This is a genomic window from Streptomyces lancefieldiae (genome assembly GCF_031845825.1).
GTDB lineage: Bacteria > Actinomycetota > Actinomycetes > Streptomycetales > Streptomycetaceae > Streptomyces > Streptomyces lancefieldiae.
This window is the reverse complement of the sequence record NZ_JAVRFH010000078.1, coordinates 1-20,125: the sequence shown is the minus strand read 5'-3', so window position 1 is coordinate 20,125 and position 20,125 is coordinate 1. Positions and strand designations below refer to the sequence as shown.

The following is a 20,125-nucleotide window of genomic DNA, read 5'->3' as shown; positions in this document are numbered from 1 at the left end:
TTCATAGTGTTTCGGTGGTCATAGCGTAGGGGAAACGCCCGGTTACATTCCGAACCCGGAAGCTAAGCCTTACAGCGCCGATGGTACTGCAGGGGGGACCCTGTGGGAGAGTAGGACGCCGCCGAACTCCTTTTAGAGCTCTGGCTCTTGGGCATACAGCCCGAGAGCCAGAGCTTTTTTGCGTTGAGGTAAGGTCAGGGAGCATCATTGGCTCATTTACCCCAGGAGGCTCCCGCGTGGAGGTCCAGGAGACCCGCGTGCAGACCGACCGGGTCCTCACCATCCCGAACATCCTCAGCATGGCGCGCCTCGTCGGCGTACCCCTCTTCCTGTGGCTGATTCTCAGGCCGGAGTTCGGTGGCCCGAAGAGTGACGGCTGGGCACTGCTGGTGCTGGCGCTGAGCGGGATCAGTGACTACCTGGACGGGAAGCTCGCTCGGCGCTGGAACCAGATCAGCAGCCTCGGCCGGCTCCTGGACCCGGCGGCCGACCGGCTATATATTCTGTCGACACTGGTGGGCCTCACGTGGCGCGAGATTCTTCCGCTCTGGTTGACCCTTGTACTGCTTGCCCGGGAAGCGGTCCTGCTGGTGATGGTGGGCATCCTCCGGCGTCACGGCTATCCGCCGCCGCAGGTGAACTTCCTGGGGAAGGCCGCCACCTTCAACCTCATGTATGCCTTCCCCCTGCTTCTACTCAGTGACGGCAGCGGGTGGATCGCGTCACTCGCTGCCGTTTTCGGATGGGCGTTCGCCGGATGGGGTACAACCCTGTACTGGTGGGCAGGTGTTCTCTACGTGGTGCAGGTCCGCCGCCTGGTCCGTGCGGACGCCACGGCCGATTGAACTCGCCTGATTGCGCGGTCCCGGTGGCCGGATGGCCCGCACTGGAAAAGTGCGGGACCCTGGACGGGTGAAGTCGGCATAACCGTCGTCTCTTAGAGGAGGACGCTTCCGACATGAAGGCCGTCGTGATGGCTGGAGGCGAAGGCACGCGCCTTCGTCCCATGACCTCGAGCATGCCCAAGCCGCTCCTGCCGGTGGTCAACCGGCCGATCATGGAGCACGTACTGCGGCTGCTCAAAAGGCATGGGCTCAACGAGACCGTCGTGACCGTCCAGTTCCTGGCCTCGCTGGTCAAGAACTACTTCGGTGACGGCGAGGAGCTCGGGATGGAGCTCACCTATGCCAATGAGGAGAAGCCACTCGGTACCGCTGGAAGCGTCAAGAACGCCGAGGAGGCGCTGAAGGACGATGCCTTCCTCGTTATTTCCGGCGATGCCCTGACCGACTTCGACCTCACCGACCTGATCAATTTCCACAAGGAGAAGGGTGCGCTCGTCACCGTCTGTCTGACACGCGTGCCCAACCCGCTGGAATTCGGTATCACCATCGTCGACGAAGAGGGCAAGGTCGAGCGCTTCCTGGAGAAGCCGACCTGGGGCCAGGTCTTCTCGGACACCGTGAACACTGGTATCTACGTGATGGAGCCCGAGGTCTTCGACTACGTCGACCCCGACGTGCCCGTGGACTGGTCCGGCGACGTCTTCCCGCAGCTGATGAAGGAAGGCAAGCCCGTCTACGGTTACGTCGCCGAGGGCTACTGGGAAGACGTCGGCACGCACGAGAGCTACGTGAAGGCCCAGGCCGACGTCCTCGAGGGCAAGGTCGACGTCGACATCGACGGCTTCGAGATCTCACCGGGCGTATGGGTGGCCGAGGGCGCCGAGGTGCACCCCGACGCCGTGCTCCGCGGGCCCCTCTACATCGGCGACTACGCCAAGGTGGAGGCCGGCGCCGAGATCCGGGAGCACACGGTCGTCGGCTCCAACGTCGTCGTCAAGAGCGGCGCCTTCATGCACAAGGCCGTCGTCCACGACAACGTGTACGTCGGCCCGCACAGCAACCTGCGCGGCTGTGTCGTCGGAAAGAACACCGACATCATGCGCGCCGCGCGGATCGAGGACGGCGCGGTCATCGGTGACGAGTGCCTGATCGGTGAAGAATCGATCGTTCAGGGCAACGTACGGGTCTACCCGTTCAAGACCATCGAGGCCGGTGCCTTCGTCAACACCTCGGTCATCTGGGAGTCCCGGGGCCAGGCGCACCTCTTCGGCGCCCGTGGGGTGTCCGGCATCCTGAACGTGGAGATCACGCCGGAACTGGCCGTGCGGCTGGCCGGCGCCTACGCGACCACGTTGAAGAAGGGCTCCACCGTCACCACGGCCCGCGACCACTCCCGCGGTGCCCGGGCGCTGAAGCGGGCGGTGATCTCCGCGCTGCAGGCCAGCGCCATCGACGTACGCGACCTGGAGAACGTACCGCTGCCCGTGGCGCGGCAGCAGACCGCGCGGGGCAGTGCCGGCGGGATCATGATCCGGACCACGCCCGGGGTGCCGGACTCGGTGGACATCATGTTCTTCGACGGGCAGGGCGCCGACCTGTCGCAGGGCAGCCAGCGGAAGCTGGACCGGGTGTTCGCGCGGCAGGAGTACCGGCGTGCGTTCCCCGGAGAGATCGGCGACCTGCACTTCCCGTCCAGCGTGTACGACTCGTACACCGGATCGCTGCTGCGGAACGTCGACACCACGGGGATCGCCGAGTCCGGACTGAAGGTGGTCGTCGACGCCTCGAACGGCAGCGCTGGGCTGGTCCTGCCCAGTCTGCTCGGGAAACTGGGCGTCGACTCCCTGACGATCAATCCGGGACTCGACGAGTCCCGGCCGACCGAGTCGGCCGACATGCGGCGGTCGGGGCTGGTGCGGCTGGGAGAGATCGTGGCGTCCTCGCGGGCCGCGTTCGGTGTGCGGTTCGACCCGGTCGGTGAGCGGCTGTCGCTCGTCGACGAGAAGGGGCGCATCATCGAGGACGACCGGGCGCTGCTGGTCATGCTGGACCTGATCGCGGCCGAGCGGCGCAGCGGCCGGGTCGCATTGCCGGTGACGACCACCAGGATCGCCGAGCAGGTGGCGGCCTACCACGGCACCCAGGTCGAGTGGACGACGACCTCGCCCGACGACCTGACACGGGTCGGCGGTGAGGAAGGGGCCATCTTCGGCGGCGACGGCAAGGGCGGCTTCATCGTCCCGGAGTTCAGCAGCGTCTACGACGGTACGGCGGCCTTCGTGCGGCTGATCGGCCTGGTGGCGCGGACGCAGCTCACGCTCAGCCAGATCGACGCGCGGATCCCGCGGGCGCACGTCCTCAGGCGTGATCTGGCCACCCCGTGGGCCGTCAAGGGCCTGGTGATGCGGCGGGTCGTCGAGGCGGCCGGAGACCGCTTCGTGGACACCACGGACGGCGTTCGCGTGGTGGAGACCGACGGGCGCTGGGTGATGGTGCTGCCCGACCCCGCCGAGGCGGTCACGCATCTGTGGGCCGAGGGCCCCGACGACGCCTCCGCGCAGGCACTCCTCGACGAGTGGTCCGCGGTGGTGGACAGCGCGGGCCGGTAGACACACCGCACGCGTACGTGCCGGACAAGTGTCCCCAAGGGGGCCTGTCCGGCACGCCGGTGGGGCCGTTCGGAGGTAGCGGCCGTGGCGTGCGACGATGTGCGGCATGCCGCAGCAACCCCCCGTTCGGAGCACATCCACGCGGCCCGCGCGTCCGGACGCGTCCATGTCGTTGATCACCAACGTCATGGACCACAGCCTCGACGACGGATACGCCGAGGCGGCCGCGCGGAAGAAGGCCGACGGCCTCGCCGGTCTGCCGAGGACCCTGCGGGCCAAGCTCGGGCTGGCCGCCGGCCTGGTGCTGGCGGCGCTGGTCGTGACGGTCGGCGCGGCCCAGGCCCGGGTCGCCGCGCCCGTCGTCGCCAAGGAGCGCGAGGAGCTCATCGACCGTATCGAGGGGGAGACGTCGGCGGCGGACAAGCTCGAGGAGAGCGTCGACGAGCTGCGCGTCGACGTGGACGCGCGGCAGCGGGAGGCGCTGTCGAAGAGCGGCGACGGTGACCGGTCCGACGTGGTGGGCGTTCTGTCGGGTGCGGTCGCGGTGGACGGCCCGGGTGTGAAGCTCGTGGTGAACGATGCCGAGGACGTGGGCACGGACGGTGACGGGCAGCCGCGCGGCACCTCCGGGTTCTCCGACACCGGCCGGGTCCGGGACCGGGACATGCAGCGGACGGTCAACGGCCTGTGGGAGTCGGGGGCCGAGGCGATCTCCATCAACGGACAGCGGCTGACGGCGCTGTCGGCGATCAGGGCCGCGGGTGACGCCATACTGGTCGACAACAGGCCGCTGGTGCCGCCGTACACGGTGCTCGCGGTGGGGGACGGCGAGCGGCTCAGCAGCCGGTTCCAGGACAGCGCCGACGGGCTGTACCTGCATGCCCTGCAGGAGAACTACGGCATCCGGACGGCCCTCTCCGTCGCCGACGACCTGGAGCTGCCGGCCGCACCGAGCGTGATCATACGTACAGCACAGCCGATAACCGAGAAGGGCACATCGTGATCGCCGTACTGGGCCTCGTCGTGGGAGTCGTGGCCGGCCTGTTGGTCCGGCCCGAGGTGCCGGCGGCCGTCGAGCCGTATCTCCCGATCGCCGTCGTCGCGGCGCTCGACGCCGTCTTCGGCGGCCTGCGAGCCATGCTCGACGGCATCTTCGACGACAAGGTCTTCGTGGTGTCGTTCCTGTCGAACGTGGTCGTGGCCGCGCTGATCGTGTTCCTGGGCGACAAGTTGGGCGTCGGGGCACAGCTGTCCACCGGTGTCGTGGTCGTCCTCGGCATCCGTATCTTCTCCAACGCCGCGGCGATCCGCCGCCACGTCTTCCGGGCGTGAGGCCGATGAGCGAACAGGACGAGCAGTCCGCGAACAGGCTGCGCAGAGAGCTGCCCGACGAGGTGCCGCCGCCCCCGGCCGCGGACGTTCCGGCAGGCGCTGCCACGACCGGCGACGCCTGGAGGGTGAACCGGCCGGACCGGTCGGGGAAGCAGCCCGGTCCGACCGGTCGGCAGCGGCTCGTCAAGGGGCTGTGGCCGCCGCGCCTCACGCGGGCCCAACTCATCGTCGCGCTGCTCCTGTTCGGCCTCGGCTTCGGCCTCGCGGTCCAGGTGGCGTCGAACAGCGACAGCGACAGCGCGCTGCGCGGCGCCCGCCAGGAAGATCTTGTCCGCATCCTCGATGAACTGGACGACCGTACTCAGCGTCTTGAAGACGAGAAGCAGGGCCTCGAGAAGCAGCGCGACGAGCTGGAGAACAGCTCCGACCAGGCAGAGGAGGCCCGCAAGCAGACGCTCGAGAAGGAACGGCAACTCGGCATCCTCGCGGGCACCGTGGCCGCGCAGGGGCCCGGTATCACGGTGACGATCGAGGACACGAAGGGAGCGGTCGAGGCGGACATGCTGCTCGACGCGATCCAGGAGCTGCGCGCGGCGGGCGCCGAGGCGATCCAGGTGAATGGCGTGCGGGTCGTGGCCAACACGTACCTCACGGACGTCGACAAGAGTGTGAGCGTCGACGGGAACAAGATCAACGCGCCCTATCGTTTCCAGGTCATCGGCAAGCCGCAGGACCTCGAACCGGCTCTCAACATTCCTGGAGGCGTGGTGCAGACTCTGGAGAAGGAACAGGCCACGGTTACTGTTGAGCGGTCGGGCAAGATCGTCGTGGACGCCTTGCGAGCAGCGAAGCGGCCTGACTACGCTCGGTCGTCCTCCCAGTGAACCGGTGGTGCATGGGGGGCGTCCGGCGAGGGCATGAGGTTGCGGGGGGTCGGCGCACCGATTGGGTGGTGCGTGGTGGAAACTGTCTGGTGGAGACGGACGTTGTGAAGGTGTCCGGGTCGGCCAGTACGTTCAGTCAGGGTTCGTCCTGCCCCACGGGCGGGTCTGTTTCGGTCAAGGGGAATCGCCCGTGAAGTTGTTTGCGAAATGGTTCGGCAAGAGCGCGCGAGAGGGCAGCGACAACGCGACCGCTCGCCATCGCGCACAGCCCGACGCGGAGGGCCGACGCCCGATGTTCCGGGACCAGGTGGGTGGTCAGGGCGCGCCGTCCGTTGACCCCGCGCAGTCCGGCGGCATAGGTTTCGGCCAACCGTCAACCTCAGGTACGGGTGGAGGGTTCACGCCCGGTCCGTACGCGTCGAATGCCCCGGCGGGGCAGCCGCGGCAGGAGGATCCGTCCATGTCGGCCCTGGTGTGTACGAGGTGCGGTAACCGCAACGCGGAGAACAGTCGCTTCTGCTCCAACTGTGGCGCGCCCCTGCGTGCCGGCGCGGTCCCGGAGCGTGCGTCCGAGACGACCTCCACGATCTCCATCTCCGGCCTGGAGGCGTACGACGCCGAGGTCACCGGCCAGACGGCCATGCCGGCGCTCTCCCCCGAGGCGCAGGCGGCCGTCGACGCGCTGCCGCTGGGCTCCGCGCTCCTGGTCGTGCGCCGCGGGCCGAACTCGGGCAGCCGCTTCCTGCTGGACGGCGAGCTGACCACCGCCGGGCGTCACCCGCAGAGCGACATCTTCCTGGACGACGTGACGGTCTCGCGCCGGCACGTGGAGTTCCGCCGCAGTCCGGACGGCTCGTTCACGGTTGCCGACGTCGGCAGTCTGAACGGCACGTACGTCAACCGCGAGCGTATCGACCAGGTCGCTCTGTCGAACGGTGACGAGGTGCAGATCGGCAAGTACCGGCTGGTCTTCTACGCGAGCCAGCGGGGTTACTGACCCGCCCCCCGGGGTCCGCCCCGGGGGAACCTCCAGGGAAGGTCCATGCTTCAAACACCGAGCGGCGGTGCCGGGCACGGTACCGCCGCCACGGACGGTGGGCTGATGAGCATCGGCACGGTGCTGAACGAGCTGCGTGACGAGTTCCCCGACATCACCATCTCCAAGATCCGCTTCTTGGAGTCGGAGGGACTCGTCGAGCCGCGCCGTACCCCGGCCGGGTACCGCAAGTTCAGCGCGGACGATGTCGAGCGCCTCGGCCAGGTGCTGCGCATGCAGCGGGACCACTACCTGCCGTTGAAAGTGATCCGCGAGCATCTCGACGCCATGGAACGTGGCGAGGCGGTGCCGCTGCCGTCGGTCGGTCGGCAGCGGGACGGGGAACCCGTGGCGGAGCCCGCCGAGGGGCCCACGGCGGCCCGGATCGGACGGGACGAGCTGCTCGCCGCGGCGGGGATCGACGAGCAGGAACTCAAGGAGTGGGAGTCCTACGGCCTGGTCGCCGCGTTCCCCGACGGGGCGTACGACGCGGAGACGGTCACCGTGGCCTCACTCGTCGTCCAGCTCGGGCGGTTCGGGATCGAGCCGCGGCACCTGAGGGTGATGAAGGCGGCCGCCGACCGGGAGGCGGGACTCGTGGACCAGGTGGTGGCCCCGCTGAAGCGCCACCGCAACCCTCAGACCAGGGCACACGCGGAAGCCCGCACCAAGGAGCTGGCGGGGCTGGCCGTGAAGCTGCACGCGGCGCTGGTGCAGACGGCCCTCGGCGTGCGCCTGCCCTGAAACAGGCGGGCTGCGGGACCCGGATCGCCCACCCGACCCCGGCCCGACTACCCAAACGTCCCGGGCACAGCCTAGGGTTGCTGTGTGAACGAGCTCGATGTCGTAGGTGTCCGGGTCGAGATGCCCTCCAACCAACCGATCGTGCTGCTGCGCGAGGTGGGAGGCGACCGTTACCTTCCCATCTGGATCGGACCTGGGGAGGCGACGGCGATCGCCTTCGCCCAGCAGGGCATGGCTCCCGCACGGCCGCTGACTCACGACCTGTTCAAGGACGTGCTGGAGGCCGTCGGCCAGGAGCTCACGGAAGTGCGCATCACGGACCTGCGGGACGGGGTCTTCTATGCCGAGCTGGTCTTCGCGAGCGGGGTCGAGGTGAGCGCGAGGCCGTCCGACGCCATAGCGCTGGCCCTGCGCACCGGAACGCCGATCTACGGCAGCGACACGGTGCTCGACGACGCCGGCATCGCCATCCCGGACGAGCAGGAGGACGAGGTGGAGAAGTTCCGCGAGTTCCTCGACCAGATCTCGCCGGAGGACTTCGGCACCAGTAACCAGTGAGGGGCGAGGTCCGCCGGGACTGCTCCGGAAGCCCCGGACGGGGCTCGTCCGGGCACATTCGGCTAGCCTTTCCCCGCGATGGGGCACGCGAAACCACTCGTAGGGTGATTATCACTCGGCGTGCCGAGTGTGGCGATCGTTGACGCACCCTTGGTGACTGCCTACCGTCGAGGAGGCAGGTCAAGGACGGAGGTCGGCGTGAGAATCAGCGGCGACGGTACGGCTGGGGGTGGCCCCGGGCACAGTCTCGGGGCGAGCGGTCCGTACCCTTCCCCGAACTCTCGGTTCCGCGCGAGCGGGGGGTATTCCCAGCACGGTGACGCGGCCGACCACGCTTTGCAGCGACCGGCTGCCGTGCCGAGCAGCGGAGGGGCGACGTCCATGGCGTCCGAGCAGATCGGCTACCGCGGGCCGACGGCCTGCGCGGCGGCCGGCATCACCTACCGGCAGCTGGACTACTGGGCCCGTACCGGCCTGGTCGAGCCCAGCGTGCGGCCCGCGCACGGGTCCGGGACACAGCGTCTGTACAGCTTCCGCGACGTGGTCGTCCTGAAGGTCGTCAAGCGGTTCCTCGACACCGGGGTGTCGCTCCAGAACATCCGTAGCGCCGTCCAGCACCTCAAGGAGCGCGGTTTTCGCGACCTGGAGCGGATGACGCTCATGAGTGACGGAGCCACGGTCTACGAGTGCACCTCGCCCGAAGAGGTGCACGCCCTGCTCCAGGGTGGCCAGGGCATCTTCGGAATCGCCGTCGGCGTGGTGTGGCGGGACGTCGAGAGCGCGCTGTCACAGCTGCACGGGGAGCGGATCGACACGGGGGAGACCCTGGTCGGGCACAATCCGGCGGACGAGCTGGCGCGGCGCCGCAACCGGGCGGTCTGAACCGCCGTCGCACGCGGGCGGGCCTTGCACGGTCGCGTGCCGAGGGCGTTGTCAGTGGCGTAGGGCACCATCGGAGATGTGAGAGCCGCGCCCACGATCCTGCATCTCGACATGGACGCCTTCTTCGCCTCGGTGGAGCAGGCGTCCAAGCCGAGCCTGCGCGGGAAGGCCGTTGTCGTCGGCGGCCTCGGGCCGCGCGGGGTGGTCGCCACCGCCTCGTACGAGGCGCGGGTCTTCGGTGTCCACTCGGCGATGCCCATGGGCCAGGCCCGGAGGCTCGCACCCCACGCCGCCTACCTCGTCCCGCGCTTCGAGCTCTACCGGTCGATCAGCGAGCAGGTGATGCGGCTGCTGCGCGCACGGTCGCCGCTGGTGGAGCCGCTGAGCCTGGACGAGGCGTTCGTGGACCTGGAGGCCGGCGGGGCGGCCGGCGACGCGGAGTCGGCGCGGCTGGCCGGGGAGAAGCTGCGCACCGACATCAAGACCGTCACCGGCCTGACCGGGTCGGTGGGGCTGGCCGCCTCGAAGATGCTCGCCAAGATCGCCTCGGAGGCGGCCAAGCCCGACGGGCTGGTCCTGATCCGACCGGGGACGGAGCGGGCCATGCTGGAGCCGATGTCCGTCCGGACGCTGCCCGGTGTGGGACCGGCGACGGGCGATCATTTGCGCCGGGCCGGGATCGCCACGGTCGGCGAGCTCGCCGAGGCGGGCGAGGACGAGCTCGTTCGGCTTCTGGGCAAGGCGCACGGGCACGCCCTGTACGCCATGGCCCTGGCCCGTGACGAGCGGCCCGTGGTGGCGGAGCGGGAGACCAAGTCGGTGTCGGTCGAGGACACGTACGACGTGGACATCCACGACCGGGTGCGGGTCGGCTCGGAGGTGCGGAGGCTGGCCGACCGGTGCGTGCGGCGGCTGCGCGGATCGGGGCTGTCCGGGCGGACCATCGTGCTCAAGGTGCGGCGGTACGACTTCTCCACGCTGACGCGCTCCGAGACGCTGCGTGGGCCCACGGACGACCTGGCGGTGGTACGGGAGGCCGCGGCCCGGCTGCTGGACTCGGTGGACACCACGGGCGGCGTGCGGCTGCTCGGGGTCGGCGTCAGCGGGCTCGCCGACTACACGCAGGAGGACCTGTTCGCGCAGGCGGCCGGGGACCGGGCCGGCGAAGTCGCCGAGGAGCCCGACGCCGAGTCCGCCGAGGAGCACCGCCAGGTGCCCGCCGAACGCCGGTGGCCGTCGGGTCACGACGTGCGGCACGCGGAGTACGGGCACGGGTGGGTGCAGGGCAGTGGGCTGGGGCGGGTCACCGTGCGGTTCGAGACGCCGTACTCGGAGAGGGGCCGGGTACGGACCTTTCCGGTGGATGACCCGGACCTGTCGCCGGCGGACCCGCTGCCGCTGGTCCGGCCGGTGCCGCGAAGACCCGAGGACGCCGAGCCCACGGCCGGGGATCCCACGACCGGGGAGGCGGGATCGGCTCCCGGCACCGAGGCGGGCGGCCCGGCGGGCCCGGCGCACCTGGCGACCGGCTGAGGGGCCGTCCGGCGGGATCAGGTCGCGGGACCGTGCGTCAGCTCTCCTCGTTGCCCTTGCCCGCCAGCTTCCCGAAGTCGTGGTCGGGGACCGGGGGAGGGGCGGCCACGTCGAGACCGTAGTGGTCGTAGAGCTGGAGTTCCTGTTCCGGCGAGAGGTGGCGGCCGACGCCGAAGTCGGGGGCCTCCTTGATCAGGGCTCGGTCGAAGGGCACGCGCAGGGTGCCGTCGACCAGCTCGCTGGGCTCCAGCGGTACGAAGGCGTCCCTGCTGAAGAGGCCGGTACGTATGGCCGCCCACTCGGGGACGCCGGTGGCGTCGTCGAGGTAGACCTCGTCGACGGTGCCGATCCGGGTGCCGTTGCGGTCGAACGCCTTGCGGCCGATCAGATTGCGCGGGTCGATGTCAGTACGCACGGGCCCTCCACTTGGTCGCACTGGGGTCGCACACCAGCCGCTGACTCATCCGTAAGTACTACAAAAGAGCAGATATGGCCGGTCGGCCACTCGAACGTCGTGCGGCGACCTCGCTGGTAGGCTGGCAGCGGCTGCTGACCCCGTGCGGGAGAGTCCTCCAGACACCATCGGAGGCGCCGAAGGAGCAAATCCTCCCCGGAATCTCTCAGGCCCACGTACCGCACGGACGAGGTCACTCTGGAAAGCAGGGCGGGTGTCGACGGCTTCCGCTCTCACCGACGGTGAAAGCCGGCAGCTCTCGGGCGGCCCGGTGAAGCTCTCAGGTCGAGATGACAGAGGGGGAGGCCGTCCGGGTACCCGCGCCGTGGTGCCCCTCGCAGGTCGTGTCAGACCAGGAGGCCTCCGCAATGACCGCCCATCGCACGCCGCTCTCCGAGCTCGAACAGGCAACCCCCTTCGAGCAGCGCCACATCGGCCCCGACCCCGAGGCCCGGGCCAAGATGCTCGCGCAGGTCGGCTACGGTTCACTCGACGAACTGACGGCCGCCGCGGTGCCCGACGTGATCAAGAACGCCGACTCGCTGGACCTGCCGGGCGCGCGGTCCGAGGCCGAGGTGCTGGCCGAGCTGCGCTCGCTGGCCGACCGCAACCAGGTCCTCGACTCCATGATCGGCCTCGGCTACTACGGCACCTTCACCCCGCCGGTCATCCTGCGCAACGTCATGGAGAACCCGGCCTGGTACACCGCGTACACGCCGTACCAGCCGGAGATCTCCCAGGGGCGTCTCGAGGCGCTGCTGAACTTCCAGACCATGGTGGCCGACCTCACCGGCCTGCCCACCTCCGGCGCCTCGCTGCTCGACGAGGGCACCGCCGCCGCCGAGGCGATGGCCCTGTCCCGGCGCATGGGCAAGAACAAGAAGGGCCTCTTCCTGGTCGACGCGGACGCCCTGCCGCAGACCATCGCCGTGATCCGGACCCGCGCCGAGCCGACCGGCGTCGAGGTCGTCGTCGCCGACCTGAGCGACGGCATCCCTGCCGAGGTCGCCGAGCGGGAGATCAACGGCATCCTGATCCAGTACCCGGGCGCCTCCGGTGCCGTACGCGACATCAAGCCGGTCATCGACCGGGCGCACGAACTCGGCGCGCTCGTCACCGTCGCCGCCGACCTGCTCGCCCTCACGCTGCTCACCTCGCCCGGCGAGCTGGGCGCGGACATCGCCGTCGGCACCACCCAGCGCTTCGGCGTGCCGATGGGCTTCGGCGGCCCGCACGCCGGCTACATGGCCGTGCACGAGAAGTTCGCGCGCAGCCTGCCCGGCCGCCTGGTGGGCGTCTCCGTGGACGCCGACGGCAACAAGGCCTACCGCCTCGCGCTACAGACCCGTGAGCAGCACATCCGCCGGGAGAAGGCCACCAGCAACATCTGCACCGCGCAGGTGCTGCTCGCCGTCATGGCCGGCATGTACGCCGTGTACCACGGGCCCGAGGGACTGCGGGCCATCGCGCGGCGCACGCACCGGTACGCGTCGGTCACCGCCGCGGGTCTCGCCGCCGGCGGCGTGGAGATCGTGCACGGTTCCTACTTCGACACCGTCACCGCTAGGGTGCCGGGCCGGGCCGCCGAGGTCGTGGGCGCCGCCCGCGAGAACGGCATCAACCTGCGGCTCGTGGACGCCGACCACGTGTCGTTCGCCTGCGACGAGACCACCACGCGCGCCCAGGTGGGCGGGGTGTGGAACGCCTTCGGAGTCGAGGGCGACATCGAGGCGCTGGACGCGGTCACCGAGGAGACGCTGCCCGAGGCGCTGCTGCGCACGGACGGCTTCCTGACCCACCCCGTCTTCCACCGGCACCGGTCCGAGACCGCGATGCTGCGCTACCTGCGCCGCCTCGCCGACCGCGACTACGCGCTGGACCGCGGCATGATCCCGCTGGGCTCCTGCACCATGAAGCTCAACGCGACCACCGAGATGGAGCCGGTCACCTGGTCCGAGTTCGGGCAGCTGCACCCCTTCGCGCCCGCCGAGCAGGCGCAGGGCTACCTCACCCTCATCCGCGAGCTGGAGGAGCGGCTGGCCGAGGTCACCGGGTACGACAAGGTCTCGCTCCAGCCGAACGCCGGGTCGCAGGGCGAGTTCGCCGGCCTGCTCGCGGTACGCGGCTACCACCGGGCCAACGGCGACGAGCAGCGCACGGTCTGCCTCATCCCCTCCTCGGCGCACGGCACCAACGCCGCGAGCGCGGTCATGGCCGGCATGAAGGTCGTCGTCGTCAAGACCGCCGAGGACGGCGAAATCGACGTCGAGGACCTGCGGGCCAAGATCGAGCAGCACCGCGACGAGCTGGCCGTGCTGATGATCACCTACCCCTCCACGCACGGCGTCTTCGAGGAGCACGTCGCCGACATCTGCGCCCGGGTGCACGAGGCCGGCGGCCAGGTCTACGTGGACGGCGCCAACCTCAACGCCCTGGTCGGCCTCGCCAAGCCGGGCCACTTCGGCGGCGACGTCTCGCACCTGAACCTGCACAAGACCTTCTGCATCCCGCACGGCGGCGGCGGTCCCGGCGTCGGCCCGGTGGCCGTACGGTCGCACCTGGCGCCGTACCTGCCCAACCACCCGCTGCAGCCCGCGGCCGGCCCGCAGACGGGCGTCGGGCCGATCTCGGCGGCGCCGTGGGGCTCGGCCGGCATCCTGCCGATCTCGTGGTCGTACGTCCGCCTGATGGGCGGCGAGGGGCTCAAGCGGGCCACGCAGGTGGCCGTGCTGTCCGCCAACTACATCGCCAAGCGGCTGGAGCCGCACTTCCCGGTGCTGTACACCGGCCCGGGCGGGCTGGTCGCGCACGAGTGCATCATCGACCTGCGCCCGCTGACCAAGGCGACCGGCGTGAGCGTCGACGACGTCGCCAAGCGGCTGATCGACTACGGCTTCCACGCGCCGACGATGTCGTTCCCGGTGGTCGGCACGCTGATGATCGAGCCGACCGAGTCCGAGGACCTGACCGAGCTGGACCGTTTCTGCGACGCCATGATCGCCATCCGCGCGGAGGTCGACAAGGTCGGCTCCGGGGCCTGGACCGCGGACGACAACCCGCTGCGCAACGCGCCGCACACCGCCGGCGCCCTGGGCGGCGACTGGGACCACGCGTACTCGCGCGAGGAGGCCGTCTTCCCGGCCGGTGCCATTGCCGCGGACAAGTACTGGCCGCCGGTGCGCCGTATCGACCAGGCCTTCGGTGACCGCAACCTCGTCTGCTCCTGCCCGCCGCTGGACGCCTACGAGGACTGACCGGGCCACGGTGAAGGCCCCGCTCCCGTCCCCGTCCGGGGCGGGGCGGGGCCTTCACCTTTGCCTATGCCGTGGCGAGCGCGACCTCCGTCGACTTGATCAGGGCGACGACGTCGGAACCCACGAAGAGGCCCAGCTCCTCGGCCGCCTCCTTCGTGATCACGGCGGTGAGCTCGGCGTCGTCCATGGTGACGTGGACGGCCGCCATGGCCTCGCCGAGCGCGATGCGGGTGACCGTGCCGGGCAGCCGGTTGCGGATCGACAGGCGGTCGGTCCCGCCGGTGGCGAGCGCGACCTCCGTCGACTTCACCAGGGCGTGGACGGCCGCTCCGGCACTCAGGCCGAGGTCGTCGACGGCCTCCCGGGTGATGGCCGCGGTGAGGTCCTGGCCCCCGGCCAGGCGGACCCCGACCGTCGCCATGGCCTCGCCCGCGGTGACTGCGGTGACGGTGCCGGGGAGCTGGTTGCGGATACTCAGGCTCATGGGGGCACCGTAGCCCGGTGAGGGCGTCAGGCCGGGTATGCGTGGGTCTGCGTCGCCTTGACCGTCGCCCACACCGGTGCGCCCGGATGGAGGCCGAGCTCGGCCGCGGCGACCGTGGTGAGGTCGGCGGCGAGGGCGAGTTCGCCGGTGAGGTCCACGCGGATCCGGTCGCCGTGGCTCTCCAGGCCCGCGACCCGGCAGTGCCACAGGTTGCGGGCGCTGGAGCCCGTGGGGCGTTCCCCGTACAGGGTCACCGCGTCGGGCGGGAAGGCCACGAAGGCCGGACCTGACAGGTCTTCGGTGGTGGTGACGGCGGGACCGGCGTCGAGCCGTACGGTGTGGCCGTCGGACCGTCCGCGGTAGAGGTTCAGGCCGACCAACTGTGCGATGTAGTCGTTGCGGGGCCGACGGGCGATGTCGGCGGGGCTGCCCTCCTGCACGACCCCGCCGTGCTCCACCACGACCAGCCGGTCGGCGAGCACCATCGCGTCCAACGGGTCGTGCGTGACCAGGACGGCGACGGCCTCGAACGCTGCGAGATGGCGACGGAGCTGCGCCCGGACCTCCAGGCGCGTGCGGGCGTCCAGCGCTGCGAGCGGCTCGTCCAGGAGCAGCAGCCGGGGGTTGGTGGCCAGGGCGCGGGCGACGGCGACGCGCTGGGCCTGGCCACCGGAGAGGTGGCGCGGCTTGGCGCCGGCGTGGTCGGCCAGGCCCATGCGGTCCAGCCAGGCCGCGGCGCGGGCCCGGGCCTCCGCCTTGGTCGCGCCCCGGCAGCGCGGGCCGAAGGCCACGTTGTCGAGCGCGGTCAGGTGCGGGAAGAGCAGGTAGTCCTGGAAGACCACGCCGACCGGGCGGGACTCGGGCGGCGTACGGTCCAGCGCGGTGCCGTCGAGGCGCAGATGACCGTCCGTGAGCGGGACCAGGCCGGCGAGCGCGCGCAGGGCGGTGGTCTTCCCGGCGCCGTTGGGGCCGAGCAGGGCGACGACGTCGCCGGGCGCGGCGGTCAGCGCCACGTCCAGGCGGAAGGCGCCGCGATCCACGACGAGCCGCGCGTCGAGGCCGCCGTCGGCCGCGTACCCCCGGGTGTCTTCCGCGGCGGTCGGTTCGTCGGTCTCGGTCATGATGTCCTCGTCCGGCCGGTCGGACGGCCTCGTCCCGCCGTCACGACGCCCTCATCCAGCGGTCCCGGAGACCGGCCAGTACGGCGATGGAGACCGCCAGCAGCACCAGGCTGAGGGCGATCGCCGCCGCCGGGTCGTTCTGCAGGGCGAGATAGACGGCCAGCGGCATGGTCTGGGTCCGGCCCGGGAAGTTGCCCGCGAACGTGATCGTCGCCCCGAACTCGCCCAGGGCCCGCGCCCACGCCAGGACGGCGCCCGCCGCGATGCCCGGGGCGATCAGCGGCAGGGTCACCCGGCGGAACGCGGTGAACCGGGAGGCGCCCAGCGTCGTGGCGGCCTCCTCGTAGCGCGGGTCGGCGGCCCGCAGGGTGCCCTCCACGCTGATGACCAGGAACGGCATCGCCACGAACGTCTCCGCGAGCACGACGCCCGTCGTCGTGAACGGCAACGTGATCCCGAACCACGCGTCCAGCCACTGCCCGACGACGCCGTTGCGCCCGAACGCCAGCAGCAGCGCCACGCCGCCCACCACCGGGGGCAGTACGAGCGGCAGCGTCACCAGCGCGCGGACGAAGCCGCGGCCGGGGAACTCGGACCGGGCCAGCAGCCAGGCCAGCGGGACGCCGACCAGCAGGCTCAGCCCGGTCGCCGAGGTGGCGCACAGCAGCGACAGACGCAGGGCCTGCCACACCTCGGGGCTGCTCAGCTGGTCGGGCAGGTCGCGCCAGGGGGCTCGTACCAGCAGGGCGATCAGCGGCAGCAGCAGGAAGGCCAGACCGGCGAGGGCGGGAACCAGCAGCGGCACGGGCACCGCGCGGACACCACCCCCGAGGCGGCGGCGGGCGCGGCGCGGTCCGGCCGTCACGGTGTCGGCTCCGGTCTCCGCGGACCGGGTCGGCGCGCGCTTCGTCATGGCGTGCGGAACCCGGCCCCGGTGAGCTCCTTCTGGCCCTCGGGGGACTTCACCAGGTCGATGAAGGCCTTCCCCGCGTCCGCGTTGGGGGCCTCCTTGAGCAGGGTGATCGGATAGTCGTTGACCGCCTCGGCCGACTCGGGGAAGTCCACGCCCGCCACCTTGTCACCGGCCGCCCTCACGTCCGTCCGGTAGACGACGGCCGCGTCGGCCTCCTTCAGTTCGACCTTGGTCAGCGCGGCCTTGACGTCCTGCTCGTACGAGACGGGGGTGAGCTGGAGACCGCCGGCCTCCAGCGCCTTCTGCGCCGCGGCGCCGCACGGCACCGTCCTGTCGCACAGGACGACCTTCAGGCCGGACGCGGTGAGGTCCTCGAGGGAGGAGATCCCTTCGGGATTGCCCGGCAGGGTGGCGATCTCCAGTTGGTTGCGCACGAAGGTGGAGGGGGTGCCGGCCGCCGCCCCGGCGTCGGTGACGGTGGTCATGGTCTTCGGGCTGGCGGAGGCGAAGACGTCCGCAGGGGCGCCGCTGGTGATGCTGGCGGCGAGGGAGTCGCTGCCGGCGAAGTTGAAGGTGATCCGGGTGCCCGGGTGCTGTTTCTCGAACGTCTCGCCGAGCGCGGTGAAGCTCTCCTTGAGCGAGGCGGCGGCGAAGACGGTGACCTGACCGGAGACCTTCCCGGACGCGGAGGAGGAACCGGCGGCGTCCGAGTCCGCTTCCGAGTCGGAGGGCGACGAGCACGCGCTCAGGGCCAGGAGCGCGGCGGCCCCCGCACCGGACACCCGCAGGGCCCGGCGGGTGCGGCGGGCCCCGCGTACGGAACGGGTCATCACGGGCTACTCCCTCTGGGGGCCGGGGCGGGAGCCGGACGGGCTCGGTGGCCGGGCGCGCGACGGGCTCCTCGTTGTGCCGATCATACTTCCGCAACTGCGAGGGCCACGTCTCCTGGAGCATCGCATGAGCGAGTCATCGCTGAGAAATGGCTGGCATGTGCGTTCACACGGAGTGCGTGCGTGCGGAGTGTGTGCGTGCGTGCGGAGTCGAGGGTGCCGGGTCGGGTCTTGTCGCCCCTTGCCTGTCGCGTCATGTCCTGTCGACATGCACATTCGTCGACTTCACGCGGGCGGTGGCCTCCATGCCGACCTCCAGCCCGAGTTCCTCGACCGCCTCCCGGGTCAGCAGGGAGACGAGCCGGTGCGGGCCGGCCTGGATCTCGACCTGGGCCGCCACGTCGCCGAGCTTGATCGCGGTCACGATCCCGGGGAAGGCGTTGCGGACCGAGGTGTACGAGGTCTCCTCGTCCATGCCGCCGGAGCGGGCGAGGTCGACGGAGAACGCGGCGAGGTCGCGCCCGTCGATGAGCCGCCGTCCGCTCTCGTCGCGGTGTGTGGTGATCCGGCCGGCGTCGGCCCAACGGCGGGCGGTGTCCGGGCTGACGCCGAGCAGCCGCGCCGCCTGGCCGATCGTGTAGGACTGCATGCCGGTCACGATAGGGCGCAGGCCGGGAGCGGTGCGCTCCGGGCTTCGCCGGAAGGCGCCGGCGGTGACCGCGGACCGGTGTGCTGCCCGGCCGGGCGTCCGGCGGGGGCGGCCGTGGGCCCGCGACCCTGTTCAGTGCGTCTTCGGCGGGGGTGCCGTGCTCGAACGGAGCACGAGTTCCGTGCCCAGTTCCACTCGTGACGTGTCCGACTGCTCGTCCTGGGCCGGGCGGAGCACCGTGCGGGCGGCCAGCTTGCCCATGTCGGCGAGTGGCTGGCGCACGGTCGTGAGCGGTGGGGCCGACCAGCGGACCTCCGGGAGGTCGTCGAAACCGACGACGCTCATGTCCTCCGGAACCCTCAGCCCGCGCCGGCGCAGCGCCTCGATCGCGCCGAGCGCCATCTGGTCGCTGGTGGCGAACACGGCGGTCGGTGGCTCGGGCAGGTCCAGCAGGGCTTCGCAGCCCGCGAAGCCGGACTCGGGGTGGAAGTCGCCGGGCACGATCAGGGACTCGTCCACGGTCACGTCGGCGCCTTCCAGGGCGGCGCGGTACCCGTCGAGTCGGGCCCGTGAGCACAGCAGCCGGGGCGGCCCGGCGATCAGGCCGATTCTGCGGTGCCCCAGGGCCAGCAGGTGCTCGGTGGCGGCCATGCCACCCGCCCGGTTGGCGGCGCCGACGGTGGGCACGTCCAGGGCGGGGGAGCCCGCCGGGTCGATGACCACCAGGGGGACGCCGAGGATGCGCAGCTCCTGGTGGAGCACGGGTTCCAGGGCCGAGGTGACGAGCACGACGCCGTCCGAGGCCCGGGCGCGGAGGTTGCGCATCCACTGACGGGCGTCGCCCGAGCGCCCGTGGATCGCCGACACCACGGTGCCGACCCCGGCGGCGTGGGCCACCTCCTCCACCCCTCGGACGATCTCCACCGCCCAGGGGCTGTCGAGGTCGTTGAAGACGAGGTCGATCAAGGCGGCCCGGCGGCCGGGGGCGACGGCGCGTTTGCGGTAGCCGTACCGGCGCAGCAGGTCCTCCACCCGGGCCCGGGTCCCCGGCGACACGTCGGACCGTCCGTTCACCACCCGCGAAACGGTCGGCACCGAGACGCCCGCGCGGCGTGCGATGTCCGTGATCGTGACCCTGCTCCGGCCGCCGGCGCCCGCCCCGGCCTCGTCTGCTGCCACTTCCCCCACCTTCGTCGACGCGCACGGTGAAACGTCCAGGAGTCTTGCGGAAACCCGTCGCCCGGGGGAAGGCGTTCCGGGCCGGGAAACCGTGCCATGACCGCGTCGGCAGGAGCGACTACGCGCAGCGACCGCCCGTGGACATGTGGCGGGGCCGGTTCGCAGAGGTGTCTGCGGGCCGGCCCCAGGGGTTGCCGGGCGGCGCGGTGGCGCGCCGTCCGGTGGGTGCTCAGGCGGCGGTCATCAGACCCGCGCCGACGGGTCGGTGCGGGGCGATGGCCTGGCCGTCCGGCAGGAGCTCACCGGTGTCCTCGAAGAGGACGACGCCGTTGCACAGCAGGCTCCAGCCCTGTTCCGGGTGGTGCGCCACGAGACGGGCGGATTCCCGGTCGGCGGAGTCGGCTGAGGGGCACGGTGGCTGGTGCTGACACATGGCTGGGGTCTCTCGGTCTGTTGTGGTGGGTGAGTGCGCTGTCTTGTCTGTCCCGCGGCGTGAAGCATCGTTCATGGCCGCCCCCCGTTGTGTTAAGTCGGTCCGAACCCAGTGTTGCCCCACGGGCGTCGATCCGCAGGTATTTCGCAGCACCGCTTCTCACAGCTTGAGGACGCGTCACCCGCGCGGACGGTTCACCTCAACTGCACTGTCCTTTCGGATGGTTCGACATGGCCGGTTGGGGCTAGCTACTACTAGCCTCGCCGTTTCACTTGGGTACGCCTGACTTTGGGGCGGAAACGCGAAAGTGCCTTCCTGACCTGGGACGATGAACCTTGCTGAGGGGTTCTGTCGGTCCAGGCGGAGGGCACTTTCTACGTGCAGG

19 protein-coding genes, 1 rRNA gene and 1 riboswitch are annotated in these 20,125 nt (G+C 70.9%); of the genes, 12 read left to right on the top strand and 8 right to left on the bottom strand.

Going from position 1 to position 20,125, the window contains the following annotated elements:
- The first annotated feature begins 10 nt into the window (after positions 1 to 10).
- From rrf to RM812_RS37660, 11 genes are all read left to right on the top strand, one after another.
- Positions 11 to 127 (top strand): 5S ribosomal RNA (gene rrf / locus RM812_RS37710).
- 109 nt (positions 128 to 236) lie between these two features.
- Complete coding sequence (locus RM812_RS37705) at positions 237 to 845, top strand: CDP-alcohol phosphatidyltransferase family protein (protein WP_311584572.1); 609 nt, start codon at positions 237 to 239, stop codon at positions 843 to 845.
- Between the two features lie 113 nt (positions 846 to 958).
- Positions 959 to 3,454, top strand: a complete 2,496-nt coding sequence (locus RM812_RS37700) for a mannose-1-phosphate guanyltransferase (RefSeq protein ID WP_311584569.1) — start codon at positions 959 to 961, stop codon at positions 3,452 to 3,454.
- 166 nt (positions 3,455 to 3,620) lie between these two features.
- Positions 3,621 to 4,457, top strand: coding sequence for a DUF881 domain-containing protein (locus RM812_RS37695; RefSeq protein WP_311584566.1), 837 nt, complete (start codon positions 3,621 to 3,623; stop codon positions 4,455 to 4,457).
- Positions 4,454 to 4,786 (top strand): small basic family protein, encoded by a 333-nt coding sequence (locus RM812_RS37690; RefSeq protein WP_003977440.1) that lies wholly within the window; start codon positions 4,454 to 4,456, stop codon positions 4,784 to 4,786. Before RM812_RS37695 ends, RM812_RS37690 begins: the two co-directional genes overlap by 4 nt.
- 5 nt (positions 4,787 to 4,791) lie before the next feature.
- Complete coding sequence (locus RM812_RS37685) at positions 4,792 to 5,670, top strand: DUF881 domain-containing protein (RefSeq protein ID WP_311584549.1); 879 nt, start codon at positions 4,792 to 4,794, stop codon at positions 5,668 to 5,670.
- A gap of 61 nt (positions 5,671 to 5,731) precedes the next feature.
- Positions 5,732 to 6,667 carry an FHA domain-containing protein gene (locus RM812_RS37680; protein ID WP_311584546.1) on the top strand — a complete coding sequence of 312 codons (936 nt, stop codon included), beginning with the start codon at positions 5,732 to 5,734 and terminating at the stop codon, positions 6,665 to 6,667.
- A gap of 45 nt (positions 6,668 to 6,712) precedes the next feature.
- Entirely contained in the window at positions 6,713 to 7,450 is a 738-nt protein-coding gene (gene ftsR, locus RM812_RS37675; RefSeq protein ID WP_311584543.1) for a transcriptional regulator FtsR, read from the top strand.
- An 84-nt stretch (positions 7,451 to 7,534) separates the two neighbouring features.
- Positions 7,535 to 8,008 carry a bifunctional nuclease family protein gene (locus RM812_RS37670; RefSeq protein ID WP_030189411.1) on the top strand — a complete coding sequence of 158 codons (474 nt, stop codon included), beginning with the start codon at positions 7,535 to 7,537 and terminating at the stop codon, positions 8,006 to 8,008.
- A 198-nt stretch (positions 8,009 to 8,206) separates the two neighbouring features.
- Positions 8,207 to 8,890, top strand: a complete 684-nt coding sequence (locus tag RM812_RS37665) for a MerR family transcriptional regulator (RefSeq protein ID WP_311584537.1) — start codon at positions 8,207 to 8,209, stop codon at positions 8,888 to 8,890.
- A gap of 78 nt (positions 8,891 to 8,968) precedes the next feature.
- The gene (locus tag RM812_RS37660; protein ID WP_311584534.1) at positions 8,969 to 10,423 is read left to right on the top strand and encodes a DNA polymerase IV; all 1,455 of its coding nucleotides are present in this window, start codon (positions 8,969 to 8,971) and stop codon (positions 10,421 to 10,423) included.
- 37 nt (positions 10,424 to 10,460) lie between these two features.
- Here the strand turns inward: RM812_RS37660 and RM812_RS37655 are convergent, their stop codons facing one another.
- On the bottom strand, positions 10,461 to 10,838 hold the full coding sequence (locus RM812_RS37655) for a PRC-barrel domain-containing protein (RefSeq protein ID WP_311584530.1): 378 nt from the start codon (positions 10,836 to 10,838) through the stop codon (positions 10,461 to 10,463).
- A gap of 135 nt (positions 10,839 to 10,973) precedes the next feature.
- Positions 10,974 to 11,069: riboswitch (glycine riboswitch) on the top strand.
- Positions 11,070 to 11,245: 176 nt separating this feature from the next.
- On the opposite strand from RM812_RS37655, the gene gcvP reads away from it, so the two are divergent.
- The gene (gcvP, locus tag RM812_RS37650) at positions 11,246 to 14,131 is read left to right on the top strand and encodes an aminomethyl-transferring glycine dehydrogenase (protein ID WP_311584527.1); all 2,886 of its coding nucleotides are present in this window, start codon (positions 11,246 to 11,248) and stop codon (positions 14,129 to 14,131) included.
- Between the two features lie 64 nt (positions 14,132 to 14,195).
- Here the strand turns inward: gcvP and RM812_RS37645 are convergent, their stop codons facing one another.
- From RM812_RS37645 to RM812_RS37615, 7 genes are all read right to left on the bottom strand, one after another.
- Entirely contained in the window at positions 14,196 to 14,615 is a 420-nt protein-coding gene (locus RM812_RS37645; RefSeq protein ID WP_311584524.1) for a TOBE domain-containing protein, read from the bottom strand.
- A gap of 26 nt (positions 14,616 to 14,641) precedes the next feature.
- Positions 14,642 to 15,736 (bottom strand): ABC transporter ATP-binding protein, encoded by a 1,095-nt coding sequence (locus RM812_RS37640; protein WP_311584522.1) that lies wholly within the window; start codon positions 15,734 to 15,736, stop codon positions 14,642 to 14,644.
- 40 nt (positions 15,737 to 15,776) lie between these two features.
- A complete protein-coding gene (gene modB, locus RM812_RS37635; protein ID WP_311584519.1) occupies positions 15,777 to 16,649 on the bottom strand; it encodes a molybdate ABC transporter permease subunit in 873 nt (290 codons plus the stop codon).
- On the bottom strand, positions 16,646 to 17,479 hold the full coding sequence (modA, locus tag RM812_RS37630; RefSeq protein ID WP_311584516.1) for a molybdate ABC transporter substrate-binding protein: 834 nt from the start codon (positions 17,477 to 17,479) through the stop codon (positions 16,646 to 16,648). The genes modB and modA overlap by 4 nt, the downstream gene beginning before the upstream one ends.
- A 253-nt stretch (positions 17,480 to 17,732) precedes the next feature.
- Positions 17,733 to 18,128 (bottom strand): TOBE domain-containing protein, encoded by a 396-nt coding sequence (locus RM812_RS37625; protein WP_311584514.1) that lies wholly within the window; start codon positions 18,126 to 18,128, stop codon positions 17,733 to 17,735.
- A gap of 132 nt (positions 18,129 to 18,260) precedes the next feature.
- Positions 18,261 to 19,307: a LacI family DNA-binding transcriptional regulator gene (locus RM812_RS37620; RefSeq protein WP_311584511.1), complete on the bottom strand. Its 1,047-nt coding sequence runs from the start codon at positions 19,305 to 19,307 to the stop codon at positions 18,261 to 18,263.
- Between the two features lie 229 nt (positions 19,308 to 19,536).
- A complete protein-coding gene (locus RM812_RS37615; RefSeq protein WP_311584508.1) occupies positions 19,537 to 19,740 on the bottom strand; it encodes a DUF5999 family protein in 204 nt (67 codons plus the stop codon).
- Between the last annotated feature and the right edge of the window lie 385 nt (positions 19,741 to 20,125).